Here is a 16810-nt window from a genome sequence, read left to right as displayed (position 1 = left end):
TCAGAGCACCCCCATCAGCGGGCCGCCCGGAAGGGGGACACCGAGCAGGTTGTCGAAGACGAAATAGGTGGCGAGGGAGATGCCGGCCGCGATGAGCGGGTCCCGGCCGTGGTGCCGGCTGCCGAGCGCGTAGGCGGAGCCCCAGAAGAGCAGCGCCCCGGCGATCGGGAAGCCCAGGGGGCCGATCAGGACAGCGGCGCCGAGGAAGACCCCGGTGAGCAGGAGGACGGTGCGCCAGTCGGCCGGTTCGTCGAGGTCGACGTCCTCGCCGCCCTCCGCCTCGCCCCGGCCGCCGCGCAGGACGTCGCCGGCGAGCAGGACGGAGATGAGGAGGAACAGACCGCCGATGACGAAGGGGACCGTACGGGGGCCGACGGGACCGCGCTGGGCGATGTCGACGCTCATGGTGAAGGCGTCGGTGAGCACGAGCACGCCGAGCGCGAACAGCAGGACGCAGACGCCGAGTTCGGAGTGCTCGCGCAGCCAGGTGAGGGTGACGTTCCCCTCCTGTGCGGCTTCGGCGCCCGGCTGCGCCGTGGAGCCAGGGGTTCGGGTGGGTCCGGTGGGTCCGGTGGGTCCGGTGGGTCCGGTGGTCACAGCCCCAGCTCCTTGAGAACGGTGGCGACGCGCTGGTTCTGCTCGTCGAGGAAGTCGCCGAAGGGTTCGCCGATGAGGAGGGCGTCGTCCCAGCCGTTCTTCTTCATCGACTCCTTCCACTGCTCCGTGCCGTGGAGTTCGCGGATCAGACCGGTGAGCTTGTCGCGTTCGGCCGGCGAGAGGCCGGGCGGGGCGACGACCCCGCGCCAGTTGGTGAACTCGGTGTCGAGGCCGGCTTCGCGCAGGGTGGGGGCATCGAGGCCCGGTACCCGCTTCGGACCGGTCACGGCGAGCAGGCGCAGCTCGCCCGCCTCGATCTGGTCGCGGTATTCGCCGAGGCCGGAGACCCCGAAGCCGACCTTGTTGCCGAGGATGGAGGCGAGCAGTTCGCCGCCGCCGTCGAACGGGATGTAGTTGACCGTCCTCGGGGCGATGCCCGCCGCCTGCGCCATGAGCATCGGGGCGAGGTGGTCCGGGCCGCCGGGCGAGGAGCCGCCGCCGACCGGGACGCCGGCCGGGTCCTTCTTCCAGACGGCGAGCAGGTCGGCGATGGTCCGGTACGGGGAGTCCTTGGAGACGACGACGATGTCCGGCTCCTCGGTGAGCCGGGCGATCGGGGTGGTGTCGGCCAGCGTGCTCGGGGACTTGTTGGTGTGGACGGCTCCGACGACGCCGAGCCCCATGGAGAGCGCGAGCTTGCCGTTGCCGTGTTCGCCGACGAGCCGGGTCAGGCCGACCGTTCCGCCGGCGCCCGGCAGGTTGAAGACCTCGATGTTGTGGGTGAGTCCGGCGTCCTCGGCGTTCTTGGCCAGGGTGCGCGCGGTGATGTCGTAGCCGCCGCCGGGCGTGTTGGGGACCATGAAGCGGAGCCCGGGAATCTGGGTGCCGGTGTCGGAACCGTCACCGGTGGACAGCAGGGGTGGCCCCACCACCACCAGCAACGCGGCCCCGAAGAGGGCGAGGAGAGTGCGCAGTCGCACAGGTTCCGCCTTTCAACTGTGAAGTGGCCCACATGTTGCCTGCGCGTTAAGAAGCTGTCTCTCTTCCGGTATCAACGGACGTTGTGGTCATTGCGGTCGCCGCCTAGCGTGGCGGCGTGACGACTGTGCTGGTGGTGGACGACGACTTCATGGTGGCGAAGCTGCACAGCCACTATGTGTCCGCTATGGACGGCTTCGCGGTCGTCGGGGTGGCGCACAACGGTGCCGACGCCCTGCGGGCGGCCGAGCGGCTGCGCCCCGACTTGGTGCTGCTGGACATCTATCTGCCCGATATGGACGGGATCGGGGTGCTGCGCGCCTTGCGTGCGGCGGAGGAACGGGACGCCTCGCGCCCCAGCGCGGACGCCCTGTTCATCACGGCGGCCCGGGACGCGGGGGTGATCCGGGCGGCGCTGCGGGCGGGGGCCCTGCACTATCTGATCAAGCCGTTCAGCCGGTCCGCGCTCCAGGAGCAGATGCGCCACGTCGCCTCGCTGCGCACCCGCCTGGACAGGCTGGGAGAGGCCCGCCAGGAGGACGTCGACCAGATCTTCGGCACCCGCCCGCCCGGCTCGCGCGAGCTGCCGAAGGGCCTGGCCGCCCCCACGGCCGACCTGGTGGAACGCACCCTGCGCGACCACCCCGAGGGCCTGTCCGCCTCCGAGTGCGCCGAGGTGGGCGCACTGTCCCGGGTGAGCGCGCGCCGCTACCTGGAGCACTTCACCGCGACCGGCCGGGCCGAGGTGACCCTGCGCTACGGAGGCACGGGGCGGCCGGAGCGGCGGTACCGGTGGACGGGGTGAGGCGGCGGGGGCCGGGGCTACCTGAGCCCATGCCTAACCCTTCCTTAACGCGATCATAAGGATCGTCACCACCCCCTCCCATCAGGCATTTTCGGCCTTCGGAGCGGCTAGCTTGCTGAGCGCCACCCTCACAGCTGTGCCGTCTCGAAGGAGATCCATCCATGACCGCTCGTCGCAAGGCCGCCGGTGTCCTCGCCCTCGGTTTCGCACCGCTCGCACTGGCCGGGCTGGCGTCCGCCCCGGCCGTCGCGCACGGTTCGCTCACCGATCCGGTGAGCCGGGTGTCCGCGTGCTTCGCCGAGGGGCCCGAGAGCCCGACGTCGGCGGCGTGCCGGGCGGCGGTCGCGGCGGGCGGGACGCAGGCGCTGTACGACTGGAACGGGGTGAACATCGCCAACGCGGCCGGCAAGCACCGTGAGTTGATCCCGGACGGCAAGCTGTGCAGCGCGGCCAACGACAAGTTCAAGGGACTGGACCTCCCGCGCGCCGACTGGCCGGCCACCGCGATGTCGGCGGGCGAGCATACCTTCCGGTTCCGCGCGACGGCCCCGCACCGGGGATCGTTCGAGCTGTACCTCACCAAGCCCGGTTACGACCCCACGAAGCCGCTGGCCTGGTCGGACCTGGAGGCGAAGCCCTTCGCCGAGGCCACGGACCCGGCGCTGGAGAACGGTTCGTACGTCTTCGACGGGACGGTCCCCGAGCGCTCGGGACGGCAGCTGGTCTACACGGTCTGGCAGCGCTCCGACTCCCCCGAGGCGTTCTACGCCTGCTCCGACGTGACGTTCGGCGGCGCTTCGGCCGGCGGTGGGGCGGAGAAGGAGGAGGGGCAGCAGGGTTCCGGCGGTGACTCCGGTGCCGAGGCCCCGGCGGCGGTCCCCTCCGCACCGTCCGAGGACGCCATCGCCGAGGGTTCCGAGAAGTCGTCGGTCGAGCACGACGGCCACGGGGACGACGACGCGAACACCGGGGCGAAGGTCACCGCCGCCGCCCCGGCCGCCCCGGCCACGAAGGCTGAGGGCAACGCCCCGGAGGTCAACGCGGCGGGCTCCGACGAGGTGCTGGCCGAGACGGGCGGTTCCAGCAGCAGCACGTATCTGGCGATCGGGGGCGCGGGAGTCCTCGCGGCCGGTGCGGCCGTGCTGTTCGCGTCGCAGCGCCGGCGGGCCGCCGCCGCTGCGGGCCGCCACAGCCGCTGACATCCGCAGCGCCCCTCCCCCATACCCCTGCCGCGTCCCTCCGGGACGTCGGGCGCGGCAGGACGTGACGGGCCGGGGTCCGCCGTCCGCACCTCGGACGCCGGGCCCCGGCCCGTCGTCGCGCGGCGGGTCAGCCGACGACCGAGGCGCAGGTGGTCGGGGTGGCGCGTGCCGGGTCGAGGGCGTTGGCCACTTCGTGGAAGGCGACGCGGTCGACGGTCCCGATCGCCACGTGCTCGGACAGGTCGAGCGGGCACAGGTCCTGGAGCAGCACGTTGCGTACGTTCGGCCCGTCCAGGTACTGCGTCCGGTACGGGGTCACGACCTGGTCGTACTTGGTCGCGATGACGGTGTAGCGGACGCCGGGGACCGTGTCACCGCCCGCCGTGAGCTTGGTGATGAAGGGCGATCCCGCGACCTGGTCGGCGAGACCGGGGGTCTTGTCGCTGATGAACTTCTCGACGCCGGGGAAGAACGGCAGCAGCTTGGTGAGGCCGAGCAGCGTGGTGCCGTGGTTGTCCGGGGCGATGCCGACGAGGGCGTTGACCTTGTCGGCGCCGCCGAGGAACTTCAGGTAGTAGTTCGGCATCATGCCGCCCTGCGAGTGGCCGACGAGGTCGGCCTTCGGGGCTCCGGTGGCGTCGAGGACCCTGTCGACGAACACGTCGAGCTGTTCGGCGGACTTGTCGATGGGGCCGAGGCCGTGGAAGAACGGCACGCCGGGGAGCCGGCCGTAGTCGAGGGAGAAGACGCAGTAGCCCCGGTTGACCAGATAGGGGGCGAGGACCAGCCAGTTGTCGATCGAGTTCCCGAAGGTTCCGTGGACCAGGACGACGGGGCGGGGATGGGCGGCGGAGGGCTTGCAGGAGTAGTCGTTCCAGCCACGCAAAGTGGCCTCGGCGGCGGCCGGGGTCGCCGCGGTCGCCGTCGCCGCGGGGGCGACGAGAACGGCGAGGGTGAGGAGCAGGGCGGCGAACAGACTGCGCGTGCGGGGAACGCGCGCAGCACGGATCCAGGGCAGCATCGTGGGGTCTCCTTGCGGCTCAGGGAGGTGCGATGGCGGTGCGCCCTGTGGCCCGGGCCACAAGCTTTATGTGCTCATGCCAAATTACGCACGAGTAAGGTGGAGAGGGAAGTTACGCGTCGGTAAAAACTGGCGGGGCGGGGTGCTCGCTCCCGGCCGGGCACGCGGCCGGCCATCCGTCTCCCCCAAGAGGGCGACCCATGGCCGGCCGCATGACGAGCGGGCGGGTCAGTTCACGACGCCGCCCCCGCCGTGGACGTCGACCTGCCGGCCTCTCCCGCTTCCCCCGCCTCCCCCTCCTGATCCGCGCCCCCGTCGGCGCGCCCCACGTTCCGGAGCAGCACCGTGGCCGTGACAGCCAGTGCGAGCATGACCGGGACGGCTCCCATGGCGATCCATGAGAGGCCCTGGGCGAAGGAGTCCCTTGCCACGGAGACGAGTTGGGCCCCTGTCTCCGCGGGCATCCGACCGGCGACCTCAAGGGCCGCGGGCAGGTTGTCGGCGACCGTCTCCCGGGCGGGGGCGGGTACGCCGTCCGGCACCGAGCCGGTCATCCCCCCGTGGTACGCGACGTTCAGCACGCTGCCGAGGACCGCGATGCCGAGGGCACCGCCCAGTTCCTGGGTCGTCTCCCCGACCGCGGCGGCCGAGCCCGCCCGCTCGGGCGGCGCGGCGTCGACGATCATCCCGATCCCGAGGGACGAGACCGGCATCAGACCGGCGAACAGCAGCGACGCCGCCGTGACGACGGTTCCGATCCCGGAGCCGCTGTCCACCTGGGAGAGCACGGCGAAGCCGACGGCGGCGATCGTGAGGCCGGCGCCGAAAACGTACGCCTTGCCCACCTGGGCCGCCACACCCTGGGCGATGAACATCGCGAGGGTTCCGCTGGCGACCATCGGCAGGCTCCACACCGCCGACTCCAGCGGCTCCATGCCCACCACCATCTGGATGTACTGGGCGATGAGGAACTGACTGCCCAGCATGAACACCACGGTCAGGGTCAGCGTTCCGAGGGAGACGCTGAAGCCGCGGTCGGCGAAGAGCCTCATGTCGAGCAGCGGATCGGTGAGCCGACGCTGCCGTACGACGAAGAGGGCGCCGATCGCGAGGCCGGCCACCAGGGCGAGCAACGCCGGCCAGGTGACACCCTCCCCGGCGAACTCCTTCACGCCGAGGACGACCAGCAGGATGGCGGCCAGCGACATCGCGGCGCTGGTCGGATCAAGTCGGCCGACCTCCGGATCACGGACCTCCGGAAGCACCGACGGGCCCGCCACCAGCAGGAACACCATGACCGGCACGGCCACGAGAAAGACCGAACCCCACCAGAACGCCTCCAGCAGCACACCGCCGACCAACGGGCCGACCGCGCCGCCCAGCATGAAGCTCGTCATCCACACCGTGATGGCGAAACCGCGCTGCTTGGCGTCGTGGAACATGGCGCTGATCAGCGACAGCGTCGACGGGCCCAGCACCGCACCGGCGAGGCCGAGGAGGGCGCGGGCCGCGATCAGCGTCTCCGCGGTGGGCGCGTAGGCGGCGAGCACCGAGGCGCAGCCGAAGGCCACGGCCCCGATCATGAGCATCCGGCGACGGCCGACGCGGTCGCCGAGCGTCCCCATGGTGATCATCGCGCCGGCGATGACGAACCCGTAGACATCGGTGATCCAGAGCAGTTGCGCCCCTGAAGGTTCCAGATCCCGGCTCAGGGTCGGCAGCGCCAGATGGAGCACGCTCATGTCCATGATCACGAGCATCGCGGGCAGCGCCAGGGCCGCCAGCCCGATCCACTCGCGCACCCCGGCGCGCGGCGCGGTTTCCGTATCCACCGAACTCTCCCTTCCGGGCCACTCGACCCGTCGGGCTTACCCTAGGTTTTGAGCTTTCGATGGGTAAGGGCTTACCTGTGGGTCAGCCCCGGACCGGGCCGATAGCGCGCAGGCCGGCCCGCCGGCCCCGGGGAAACATTCGAGAAGTCGCCCGACAGGGAAAGGCGCCCCGCTCCACCGGGAGCGGGGCGCCGGACGGACAGCGGGTTCACTTCACGTCGTCATGGCGCTCGCGCGCGGCGAGGACGTCTCCGATCCGATGCGTGATCCACTCGACCAGGCCGCCCAGCGTCACCGCCAGCTCCCGCCCCAGAGGGGTGAGCGAGTAGGTCACCTGGGGCGGCACCGTGGCCTCGACCGCACGGGCGATCAGTCCGTCCCGCACGAACACCCGCAGATTCTGGGACAGCATCTTCTCGCTGATGCCGCCGATCCTGTCCCGCAGCACGTAGAAGCGCATCGGCCCCTCCTGCAACGCGGCCAGAATCAGCACGCCCCATCGGCTGCTGACGTGATTCAGCACCGTGCGGGCCGGGCAGTCCGCCGTGAATGCGTCGCTCATCGCGACGGCCTTCTCGTCCTTGACCTCAGAGCTCACGTCCACGGCTGGAACTTACCGCAGAGCATGCCCTTACGAAAGGAAAGCCCGATTCCCGCCCACCCCGGGCGCTACGCCGTTCGGCCCCGCCCCGCCTGCGCGGACGCCGCCCCACCCGGACCGTGGGGGCATGACCTTCGTCGACGAGGTGAAGAACGCCGTCACCCCACGGGCCGCCCTGCTCGTCATCGGTGTACTCGGACTCCAACTGCTGTTCATCGCCTCCTACGTGGGAGCGCTGCACAAGCCCACGCCGACGGACGTGGCCTTCGGGGTGGTGGCCCCACGGCAGCTGTCCCAGCAGCTCGTCGACCGGCTGGACGGGCTCCCCGGCGGACCGCTCGACCCCCGTGCGGTGAGCAGCGCCGCCGAGGCCCGCGAACAGATCATGAACCGCGACATCGACGGCGCCCTGATCGTCTCGCCGGAGGGCCGGACCGACACCCTGCTGGTCGCCTCCGGGGGCGGGACCGTGCTCTCCGGCGCCCTGGAGAAGATCATCGCCCGGGTCGAGGGCTCCCAGCAGCGGGCCGTGCGGACCGTGGACGTGGCCCCGGCCTCCGCCGACGACTTCGACGGACTCTCGTCCTTCTACCTGGTGGTCGGCTGGTGCGTCGGCGGCTATCTCTGCGCCTCGATCCTGGCGATCAGCGCGGGCACGAAACCCGCCAACCGGCAGCGGGCCACGATCCGGACCTTGGTCATGGCCCTGTACGCGATCGCGGGCGGCATCGGCGGCGCGGTCATCATCGGCCCGATCCTCGGCGCCCTGCCGGGCAGCGTCTGGGGCCTGGCCGGCCTCGGAGCCCTCGTCGTCTTCGCCGTCGGCATGATCACGCTCGCCCTGGAGGCGCTCACCGGCATCGTCGGCATCGGCCTGGCCGTCCTGATCATCGTCATCGCCGGCAACCCGAGCGCGGGCGGAGCCTTCCCGCTCCCGATGCTCCCGGACTTCTGGCGGGCGATCGGCCCGGCCCTCCCCCCGGGCGCGGGCACCTGGGTGGCCCGCTCGATCGCCTACTTCCGGGGCAACGCGGTCACCGGGCCCCTGCTGGTGCTCTCGGCCTGGGCGGTCGTCGGCACGGCGCTGACCCTGCTGCTGTCGATGCGGCACCGGACGGGGCGGGACGAGGACGGTACGGAGACTGCACGCGCGGCGGGCGGATCGACAGCTGCCTGACGCCGCTCCCGCTTCCGCCCGGTGGAACGTTCATGGGGCCGCCCTGTCGGGCGGCCCCATCTGACGTGCGCACCAATTCTTGATGTCCGGTCAGCGCGACGCCTAGTCATGACAGGGGCATGGCGACATGCTGGAGCGGCCTCGTACCACCCGACGAGGAGCACGGCCGGGACCACTCCTTTCACCCCCACGGAGGTCGCTCATGCGTCGTCGATTCACGCTTCCGCTCGCCGCGGTCGCCCTGTCGCTCCCGCTCAGCCTGATCACCGCCGCCTCCGCCGCGGCCGCCCCCGCCGACAAACCCCAGGTGCTCAGCTCCTGGACCCAGACGAGCGCCTCCAGCCACAATGCCTGGAACGCCGCCCGCAACAACCAGGGCGCCTGGTCCGCGTACGGCTTCAACTGGTCGACGGACTACTGCAGCAGCTCCCCCGACAACCCGTTCGGCTTCCCCTTCCAGACCTCCTGCGCCCGCCATGACTTCGGCTACCGGAACTACAAGGCCGCCGGTACGTTCTCCGCCAACAAGGCCCGCGTCGACTCCGCCTTCCACGAGGACCTCAAGCGGGTGTGCGCCCGCTACTCGGGCGCGACGAAGACCTCGTGCAACGGCACGGCCTGGACCTACTACCAGGCCGTGAAAGCCTTCGGCGTCTCCCCGGCCAAGGCGGACTCCGACAATCTGCCCAAGGCCGCCTGACCTCCCCGCCCGGCCACGCCACCCGCTCCACCCCGCGCCGCACGAGGGAGAGGCCCCCGGTACACCGGGGGCCTCTCCGTGTCGCCGTGACGCGGTGGAGCGTCAGCCGATCTCGGCGCCGTAGGCGGCCAGCGCCTCCGGTACCGGCTGGAAGAAGGTCGTGCCGCCCGAGGAGCAGTCGCCGCTGCCGCCCGAGGTCAGACCGAGCGCGGTGTCGCCCGCGAAGAGGGCGCCCCGCTGTCGCCGGGCTCGGCGCAGACCGTCGTCTGGATGAGCCCGTTGACGATGTCGCCGTTGCCGTAGTTGACCGTGGCGTCCAGCGCGGTGACCTCACCGTCGTGCACCTGGGTGGTGGAGCCGCTGCGGGTGACCGCCTGGCCGACCGTCGCGTCGCCCGCCCGCGTGATCGCCTGGGTCGAGCCGTCATAGAGGTTCACCTCGCTGGGGTGCGCGGTGTCCGAGGTGTACTTGACCAGGCCGTAGTCGTTCTCCGGGAAGCTGGAGCCCTCGTTGGCCCCGATCTCCGCGCCGCCCTGGGTGTCCGACCAGCTGGTGACCGACTCGGTGCAGTGGCCGGCCGTCAGGAAGTACGGCTCCCCGCCCTTGACCACGTTGAAGCCGAGGGAGCAGCGGGAGCCGGAGCCCCAGATCGCGTCGCCGCCCGCGATCAGCGGCGTGAACTCGCCCGCCGTCCTGTTGAGTTCGGCCGTGCCGCCGAGATCCTCGACCACGGCCGAGAGCTTCTTCCAGGCCGCGCCGTCGACCGTGCTGTCGGCGGTGACGAGCACCTTGTTGCTCACCGGGTCGACCGCCCAGGAGGTGCCCGGGATCGTCGCCCTGTCGGTGAGGGTTCCCCGGGCCGACTTCAGCTCGGCGAGGGAGTTCTCCACGATTCTGGCCTTGCCGCCCGCCTGGCGGACCTGCTCGGCGGCGGCCTCGTCGACGACGTTCACGACGAGGGTCTTCGCCGTGGTGTCGTAGTACGAGCCTGCCGCGTCCGCGCCCAGGTCCCGGTCCAGAGCGGTGGCCAGTTCTCCGGCCGCGTCCGCGCCTAGGGTCTCGGCCGCGAACTCCGGCACATCGTCACTGGCGTTCGCAGTCTGGAACGTGAATCCCGCTGCGACCAGGGCGACGACGGCCGAGCCGGCCAGCGTCACGCGCTTCCTGGATATGCGTCGATGCTTCAACTTCGACCTCCTGTGGGGCCGTGCACGGAGCAAGTGGGGTGCCCGTACACGGAGGATGGGGCGCCCACTATTCCGACGCGGCGAAACGCACACAAGGTCGGCTTCCAGACGTGCACACGACAGCGACGCTTCGCCCGCGAGGTGTTCACCTACCCGGGGTCTTGCCACGTCGGTTCCGATCGCGAACACCCGGTGCAACCGTCGACAGCCCCTGGGTGAGGACTAGTCCTGTCCGGTATTCGCCGGTGCCGGTCCGGATGGTGTACCGACCCGTCCGGATGCCGACGGAAATCGTCCGCCGGGAGCCTCCCCGTACCTTCACACTTCCTGTCGCCCAACAGTCCCGGTAACGCCCCTGATGGGTCATCATCGAAAGGGCAGCACACGCCGGGCACACCGTGCCCGGGCCGGCCGGGTGACCGAGCGGAGGAGGAACGGGTGCGCAGTCGGGTGCTCGCGGCGGACGGGCGGCATCTGATGGTGGAGCGGATGGGCGACCCACGGGGCAGACCGGTCTTCCTCCTTCACGGCACTCCGGGCAGCAGGCTCGGGCCCGCTCCCCGCGGCATGGTGCTCTATCAGCGCCATACGCAGCTGATCACCTACGACCGCCCGGGATACGGCGGCAGCGACCGGCACGAGGGCCGTCGGATCGCGGACGTCGTCGAGGACGTCCGGGCCATCGCCGACTCCCTGGGCCTGAGGCGATTCGCCGTGGTGGGCCGCTCCGGCGGGGCCCCGCACGCCCTGGCCTGCGCGGCGCTGATGCCGGAACGGATCACCCGGACCGCGGCGCTGGTCAGTCTCGCGCCCCCGGACGCGGCCGGTCTCGACTGGTTCGACGGGATGACCGCGTCCAATGTGCTCGCGTACTCCACCGCGGCCGACGACCCGGAGAGCCTGGCGGAGTCCTTCATCACGCGCTCGGCGCAGATCCGCCGGGACCCGGTCAGGCTCCTGGACGACCTGCGCCGGGAGCTGACCGACTCCGACCGGGTGGTGGTCAACGACGCGGGGATCCGCTCCATGCTGCTGCGCAACTACAGCGAGGGGTTGCGCACCTCGGCGTACGGCTGGATCGACGACGCCATCGCGTTCTGCAGCCCCTGGGGGTTCGATCCCGGGCGGATCACCGGCAAGGTTCTCCTCTGGCACGGGGTGCGGGACGTCTTCTCCCCGGTCGGCCACTCCCGCTGGCTGGCCGGGCAGATACCGGGCGCCACCGCCGTACTCGAACCGGAGGCGGCCCACTTCGACGCGTTCCCCATGCTCCCCCGCGTCCTCGACTGGCTGCTGGACGAGCGGGAGCCCCCGGACGGGACCGCGTGGGGGCTCCGGCCGGGAGGGTGAGCCCTCCCGGCCGGGCGGTCACACCGACATCGGTTCCAGTTCCCGCCGGAACCGCTCCTCGGTCCGGGCTATCCGGACCAGCGGATGATCGTCGCCGAGCTGGCGCGACAGCTCGGGGACGATCTCCGCCCGCAGCTGCACCGCCTCGTCCTCCCGCCCCACGGCGGCGAGCGTGACCGCCATGTTCGAGGTCATGGCCAGGGTCTCCGGATGGTGCGCCCCGAGCGCCTCGCGCAGCTGCCCGGCCAGCCGCCGCTCGGTCTTCAGCACGATGTCCAGCTCTCCCCGGTCCGCCGTCGCGCTGGCCAGGTTCATCACACAGAACAGGGTGTTCGGGTGCTCGCGGCCGAACGTCTCCCGCATGGAGGCGACGACCAGTTTCAGCACCCGCTCCGCCGCTTCCGTCTCCCCGGCCCCCGTCAGATAGACGCCGAGGTTGTTCTGCGCCGCCAGGGTGTACGGGTGCCTCTCCCCCGGCACCTTCATGAACTGGTCCACGACCTCCTGCGCCGTGTCCCTCGCCTCGACGCTCTCGCCCGCCGCGAACAGGTCCGCGGCGAGGTTGAGGTCGCAGGCCAGCGAGTCGGGGTTGGCGGTGGTGTACTTCGCCCGGTAGCGGGCGCGGGTCGCCACCGTGAGACGGCGGGCGTCCTCCAGCCGGCCCGCCCTGCGCAACGACACCGCGAGGCTCTTCGCGGCGCTCAGCGTGGCGGGGAAGCTGCGGCCCAGCGTCTCCTTGAAGCTGTTGTACGTGGTGCTCAGCAGCCCCACCGAGTCCTCGTACCGTCCGACCTCCCGCAGGTCGCGGGCGAGGTTCATGGCGGAGGAGAGGCTGTAGGGGTGCTCCGGTCCCAGCACCTGGGTGCGGAGGTCGTAGACGTCCTGGTCGATCTCCCGGGCGCGGGCGTACTGGCCGACGCTGCGCAGGTTCAGGGCCAGGTTGTTGGCGGCGGCCAGGGTCCGGGGGTGGGAGTCGTGGAAGATCTGCCCGAACCCCTCGTGGGCCTCGGTCGCCATCTCGATCGCCCGGGTGTAGTCCCCCAGCAGACCGAGGTCGATGGCCAGGCTGCTGGTGGTCATGTACGTGTGCGGGTGCTCGGGTCCCAGCACCGCCCGCTGCCGCTCCAGGGTGAACTCGTCCAGCTCCTTCGCCTCCACATAACGACCGCGGGTGCGCAGGATGTTGGAGAGGTGGAAGCAGAGGTAGAGGTACTGGAGATCCTGCTCCCCCAGCTTCTCCCGCCAGATCTCCCGCAGCTCGTCGCCGAGCGCGCCTGCGGTCCTGACGTCGCCGCGCTTCCAGAGGTAGCGGACCCGGTCGATCAGGAGCCTGCGGGTCTCCGGCTCCTTGCAGTTGCGGGCGTCGGAGGGGCCGAGGTGCGGCCAGATCGTCGCGAAGCGCGGCCAGGTCTCCGGGTTGTCGATCGGCTCGTCGTCGTCGGGCCGGGCGCCGGCCAGGATGCGGTGGACGACGTGCCGGGCCTCGCGCTGCTCCTCCTCGCTGAGCTGCGCCTTGATCACGGCCTGGACGAGGCGGTGGACCTGGATGGAGTTGGAGACCTGGTCGACCTTGGCGAGGGCGAACCGGCCGATCTCCCGGATGACCCGGCCCAGCACCAGCTTCTCCTGGAGCGAGGAGTCGTACGGCTTCAGCGCGTCGATCATCTCCTTGCTGTAGAGGAGGTTCGCGGAGATCGGTTCCGGGGCGAAGAAGGCGCAGAGCTGGAGGAGCCGCACGGCGGCGGGCGAGCGCTCCTTCAGCCGGGCGATGGAGATGTTCCAGGTCGCGGCGACCGGTTCCGGGTAGCCGGCCGGCTGGTTGAGCCCGAGGACCTGGGGCGCCTGCTGGGCGAGCTGTTCGAGATAGGCGTCGATGGGAGTGGCGGTCTCCGCGATCCAGGCGGCCGCCTGCTCCACGGCGAGCGGCAGGTCGCCCACGGCGGTCGCCACCTGGTCGGCGTCCTCGTCGTTGAGCCCCGGCGCCCGTCGCTGGAGGTGCTCGATCGACTCCTCGCGCAGGAAGACGTCCACGGGCAGCGCGTCCCCGTGCTGGGACCAGCTCTGGTTGCGGGAGGTCACCAGGATGTGGCCGGAACCTCCCTGCGGGAAGTAGCGGCGCACCTGCTCGGGGTCGTCCGCGTTGTCGAAGACCAGCAGCCAGCGGTCCGAGGGCACCCCGCGCCGCAGCAGGTCGACGGCCTCCTGGGAGGCGGCGGCCATGTCGTCGCCGCCCTGGGCGCCGAGCCGGACCGCGAGTTCGGCGAGCGAGGCGACCACGTCGTCGGTCTGCTCGGACGATATCCACCACACCAGGTCGTAGTCGGCCATGAAGCGGTGCACGTACTCCAGGGCCACCTGGGTCTTGCCGACGCCGCCGAGTCCGTACAGCGTCTGCGGCTGCGGCAGGACGACGGCCAGGCCGCCGCCGAGCTGGTCGCGCATCCGCTCCAGGACGAGGGAGCGGCCGGTGAATCCGGGGTTGCGGGGCGGCGCGTTCCAGATCCTCGGCACGGTGCCGGGGAAGCGGGGCCCGGGCGAGACCCCGTCGGCCACCTGCACCGGGCGGTCCAGGGCCCGCATCACGGCGGTGGTGGCGTGCACCTCGTCCAGCCGGAAGAGGTCGACGGGATTGCGGTCGATGTAGGGGGCGCTCAGGCGTACGTCCCCGACCCGCAGGGGGACCAGCCGGCGGCGGCCGCTGCCGACGGCCTCCGCGGCGGTCCGCTCCCACAGCTCGACCGCGCGCGGGGACTTCAGGTAGGCGCTGGAGAGCAGCACGACGGTGCGGGCGGCGCTCGAAGCGGTGGTGTCGGCGGGCTCGTCGGGGGAGCGTTCGGCGGAGACGTCGCGCGGGACCACCCGGAAACCGGCCCGGGTGAGGATCGATTCGAGCCAGTCGGCCCACATCCGGTTCTCCGCCACATAGCTGAGGAAGAGATCGGCGGGCAGGGCGGGCCTGCGCCGGGTGAAGGCGTCGCGGATCCGCAGGCGGACCTCCTCGCCGATCGGGGGCATCGAGGTGATCTCCCGGTCGGTGATGACCGCGACGAGCCGTTCGAAGGCGGAGAGCAGCGAGTTGCTGAGCCCGGCCTCGTCACCGAAGGTGGCGAGCGTCTCCTCGTAGGCGTAGTAGGGCCGGTAGGGGATCTCGACCGCTCCCCAGTAGGCGGTGAGTTCGTCGCCGGACAGGTCGCGCGGCAGCCGGTCGAACTTGAGCCGGGCCAGCGCCCGCCCGGCGTCCGCCTTCTCCTTCTCGCCCTCGTCGATGCGCATGGGGACGGGGTAGAGGGCGATGGGGCGGCCGGTGTTGCGCTCGGCGATCTGGCGGGCGACGGAGGCCGCGCCGTCGATGGACTGGTCGCTGAGGGTGAAGCAGTCGACGAGCACGTCCGGGAGGTGGACGGTGCAGATGTCGGCGATGTCGCTGAGGCCGGTCCGGCTGTCGATGAGGACGTAGTCGTAGTTGGCCTTCATGTCGTCGCGCAGCGCGTCGAAGAAGTGGCCGCCGCCGAACCGGTCGTAGAAGTTGTCCCAGTCGAAGGTGGAGACGGTCGCGGAGTATTCGCGGTTCTGCCGTCCGGCGGAGACGAAGTCGAGCGTCCCGCCCCGCGGGAACTCCCAGCCGAGCGACTCCGGGGTCAGCGACACGGCGTGCGGCTGGATGCGGGCGTAGTCGCGGTGCCAGTCCTCGGGGCGCTGGGCGGGGCTGGTCGCGGCCCAGGCGTACTCGGTGATCAGGTCGATCACGCCGGTGGTGGCGCCGAGGGTGGCCGGGTCGAGGAAGGGGTGGAAGAACCGGTGCAGCCCGGGGGCCTCCAGGTCCCAGTCGACGGCCAGTACCCGCTTGCCGTTGGCCGCGAGGATCCAGGCGGTGTTGGCGAGCGCCATGGTGCGCCCGGTACCGCCCTTGTACGAGTAGAAGGTGACGATGCGCCCGTCACGACCGGCACTCATAGGTCCTCCGCTTCCGTCGCAGGGTCGTGCGGGTCGGGGATGTAGCTCGTACTGCCCATGGGGCCGGTGAGCCGGGTCCGGTCACCGGAACCGCCACCGGATCCGGGAGGGTAGGCCTTGGCGTGCTTGAGGTACTGCTGGGCTGCCACCTCGACCACCTGCGGCAGGAGTTGGCCGAACGCCTCCATGGTGGGCACTCCTTTGGCGGCGGCCCGGCACAGGGCCCGGCCCTGGCCCATCTTGATCGGCATGGTCGCTTCGAGCGTCTCGGTGAGCTCGCTCTCCGCCGCTCTGCTCTGGTGGTCGTCGCGGCTCCACGGCACGACCATGGTCACCCAGGGCCGGTTCTCGGCGTCGAAGGCGGCGAGCCTGCGGCGGTGGTCCTCGTCCCGGAGGGCCCAGCGGTCGACGAGCAGGATCTCGGGGGTGGTGGGCGGGGTCTTGCCGTCGTGCCGGTCCTCGTCGAACGAGGTGATGTGGGCCTGGTAGTTGAGGGAGCGGACCAGTTCCTCCGCCACATAGGCCAGCGGGCGCGCGGCCGCCGGGTAGTAGGGGTTCCAGTCCTGGGGATGGTCGCCGTAGTGGTCGCTGTTGCGGCCCTCGGGCAGATCGTGGCGGGTGGGCGCCGCGATGGTGATCTGCATCGGCCTGGGGGCGCCGACTCCGCTGCTGGGGGAGCCGAAGGCGCTGGGCGCGAGGCGGTAGTCGACGGGTCGGCCGGTGTCGATGCGGACCGAGTCGGCGACGCTCACGATGCGTTTGGCCAGTTCGTAGACGGCCCGTTCGTACTCCTCGGCGAAGAGTCTGAGCTTGATCAGGCCGTACAGGCCGTCGCTGACGTACCGTTCCCCGAAATCGCGGTGGTTGAACTGCAACCGCTCGGCGGAGCCGGGCAGTTGGCTCGGCGGCACCGGTACCCAGAGTGCCGGGACGATGGCCTCGGCGGGCTGGTTGGAGCGGGCGCGGTGGTGGATGGCGCGCTGTTCGAAGGCGTACCACTCCTTGCCGCACATCTCGCTGGCGAAGTAGCGCGGCGAGAACAGCGGGACGAAGACCCGGCAGGTGGCGAGGACGTCGCCGAGCCGTTCCGACCAGCCCTCCCCGGAACGTATCTCCCGGTCCATGAAGCCCGCGGGCGCGCCCGCGGGTAAGTCGGTCATGGCCATCACGTGGCCGCAGAGGTCCTGGAAAAGCCGTTCGACCCACATATCGGGGTCCGCGCCGCCGCCGTACCCCGGCGTGTGGGCGTAACTCAGAAAGAAATACGGCCGATGGCCCACCGCTCGCTGTTGCGTCGATGCGTGCACACGACCCCCGTCCTGTGTGAGCACTCGCATCCCGGAAGGAGGATAGGGAGTGGAAGCGAACTCATCATTCCGGAGCGGACCGCTTTCCACCCCCCTGCC

12 protein-coding genes and 1 pseudogene are annotated in these 16810 nt (G+C 71.1%); 5 read left to right on the top strand and 8 right to left on the bottom strand.

Annotated elements, in window-relative coordinates:
* Both AC3CH1_RS29865 and AC3CH1_RS29860 read right to left on the bottom strand, forming a co-directional pair.
* Positions 1-597: a tripartite tricarboxylate transporter TctB family protein gene (locus AC3CH1_RS29865; protein ID WP_488465734.1), complete on the bottom strand. Its 597-nt coding sequence runs from the start codon at positions 595-597 to the stop codon at positions 1-3.
* Positions 594-1577 (bottom strand): Bug family tripartite tricarboxylate transporter substrate binding protein, encoded by a 984-nt coding sequence (locus AC3CH1_RS29860; RefSeq protein ID WP_488465733.1) that lies wholly within the window; start codon positions 1575-1577, stop codon positions 594-596. The genes AC3CH1_RS29865 and AC3CH1_RS29860 overlap by 4 nt, the downstream gene beginning before the upstream one ends.
* A gap of 116 nt (positions 1578-1693) precedes the next feature.
* Here AC3CH1_RS29860 and AC3CH1_RS29855 point away from each other — a divergent pair, with 116 nt between their 5' ends.
* The gene (locus AC3CH1_RS29855) at positions 1694-2380 is read left to right on the top strand and encodes a response regulator (RefSeq protein ID WP_488465732.1); all 687 of its coding nucleotides are present in this window, start codon (positions 1694-1696) and stop codon (positions 2378-2380) included.
* A 161-nt stretch (positions 2381-2541) separates the two neighbouring features.
* Positions 2542-3579, top strand: a complete 1038-nt coding sequence (locus AC3CH1_RS29850) for a lytic polysaccharide monooxygenase auxiliary activity family 9 protein (RefSeq protein ID WP_488465731.1) — start codon at positions 2542-2544, stop codon at positions 3577-3579.
* A 130-nt stretch (positions 3580-3709) separates the two neighbouring features.
* On the opposite strand, the gene AC3CH1_RS29845 is transcribed toward AC3CH1_RS29850, so the two are convergent.
* The 3 genes from AC3CH1_RS29845 to AC3CH1_RS29835 all read right to left on the bottom strand — a co-directional run bounded on the left by AC3CH1_RS29845 (position 3710) and on the right by AC3CH1_RS29835 (position 7039).
* Positions 3710-4603, bottom strand: coding sequence for an esterase/lipase family protein (locus tag AC3CH1_RS29845; protein WP_488465730.1), 894 nt, complete (start codon positions 4601-4603; stop codon positions 3710-3712).
* A 233-nt stretch (positions 4604-4836) separates the two neighbouring features.
* Complete coding sequence (locus tag AC3CH1_RS29840; RefSeq protein WP_488465729.1) at positions 4837-6435, bottom strand: MFS transporter; 1599 nt, start codon at positions 6433-6435, stop codon at positions 4837-4839.
* A 208-nt stretch (positions 6436-6643) separates the two neighbouring features.
* Positions 6644-7039 carry a winged helix-turn-helix transcriptional regulator gene (locus AC3CH1_RS29835; protein WP_488465728.1) on the bottom strand — a complete coding sequence of 132 codons (396 nt, stop codon included), beginning with the start codon at positions 7037-7039 and terminating at the stop codon, positions 6644-6646.
* A gap of 124 nt (positions 7040-7163) precedes the next feature.
* Between AC3CH1_RS29835 and AC3CH1_RS29830 the strand changes: the two genes are divergently transcribed.
* Together AC3CH1_RS29830 and AC3CH1_RS29825 are read left to right on the top strand one after the other, a co-directional pair.
* On the top strand, positions 7164-8213 hold the full coding sequence (locus tag AC3CH1_RS29830) for a DUF3533 domain-containing protein (protein WP_488465727.1): 1050 nt from the start codon (positions 7164-7166) through the stop codon (positions 8211-8213).
* 202 nt (positions 8214-8415) lie between these two features.
* Positions 8416-8913, top strand: coding sequence for a phospholipase (locus AC3CH1_RS29825; RefSeq protein ID WP_488465726.1), 498 nt, complete (start codon positions 8416-8418; stop codon positions 8911-8913).
* 102 nt (positions 8914-9015) lie between these two features.
* On the opposite strand, the pseudogene AC3CH1_RS29820 reads toward AC3CH1_RS29825, so the two are convergent.
* Positions 9016-10100: pseudogene (locus tag AC3CH1_RS29820) on the bottom strand (S1 family peptidase).
* 438 nt (positions 10101-10538) lie between these two features.
* On the opposite strand from AC3CH1_RS29820, the gene AC3CH1_RS29815 reads away from it, so the two are divergent.
* A complete protein-coding gene (locus tag AC3CH1_RS29815; RefSeq protein ID WP_488465725.1) occupies positions 10539-11450 on the top strand; it encodes an alpha/beta fold hydrolase in 912 nt (303 codons plus the stop codon).
* An 18-nt stretch (positions 11451-11468) separates the two neighbouring features.
* Here the strand turns inward: AC3CH1_RS29815 and fxsT are convergent, their stop codons facing one another.
* Both fxsT and fsxC read right to left on the bottom strand, forming a co-directional pair.
* Positions 11469-15404, bottom strand: coding sequence for an FxSxx-COOH system tetratricopeptide repeat protein (gene fxsT / locus AC3CH1_RS29810; RefSeq protein WP_488465724.1), 3936 nt, complete (start codon positions 15402-15404; stop codon positions 11469-11471).
* The gene (gene fsxC, locus AC3CH1_RS29805; RefSeq protein WP_488465723.1) at positions 15401-16741 is read right to left on the bottom strand and encodes an FxsC protein; all 1341 of its coding nucleotides are present in this window, start codon (positions 16739-16741) and stop codon (positions 15401-15403) included. The genes fxsT and fsxC overlap by 4 nt, the downstream gene beginning before the upstream one ends.
* Positions 16742-16810 lie beyond the last annotated feature (69 nt).

Source organism: Streptomyces sp. MGP-P1, assembly GCF_057766565.1.
Note: the sequence above shows the minus strand (reverse complement) of the source record. Positions and strands in the feature narration are given on the sequence as shown.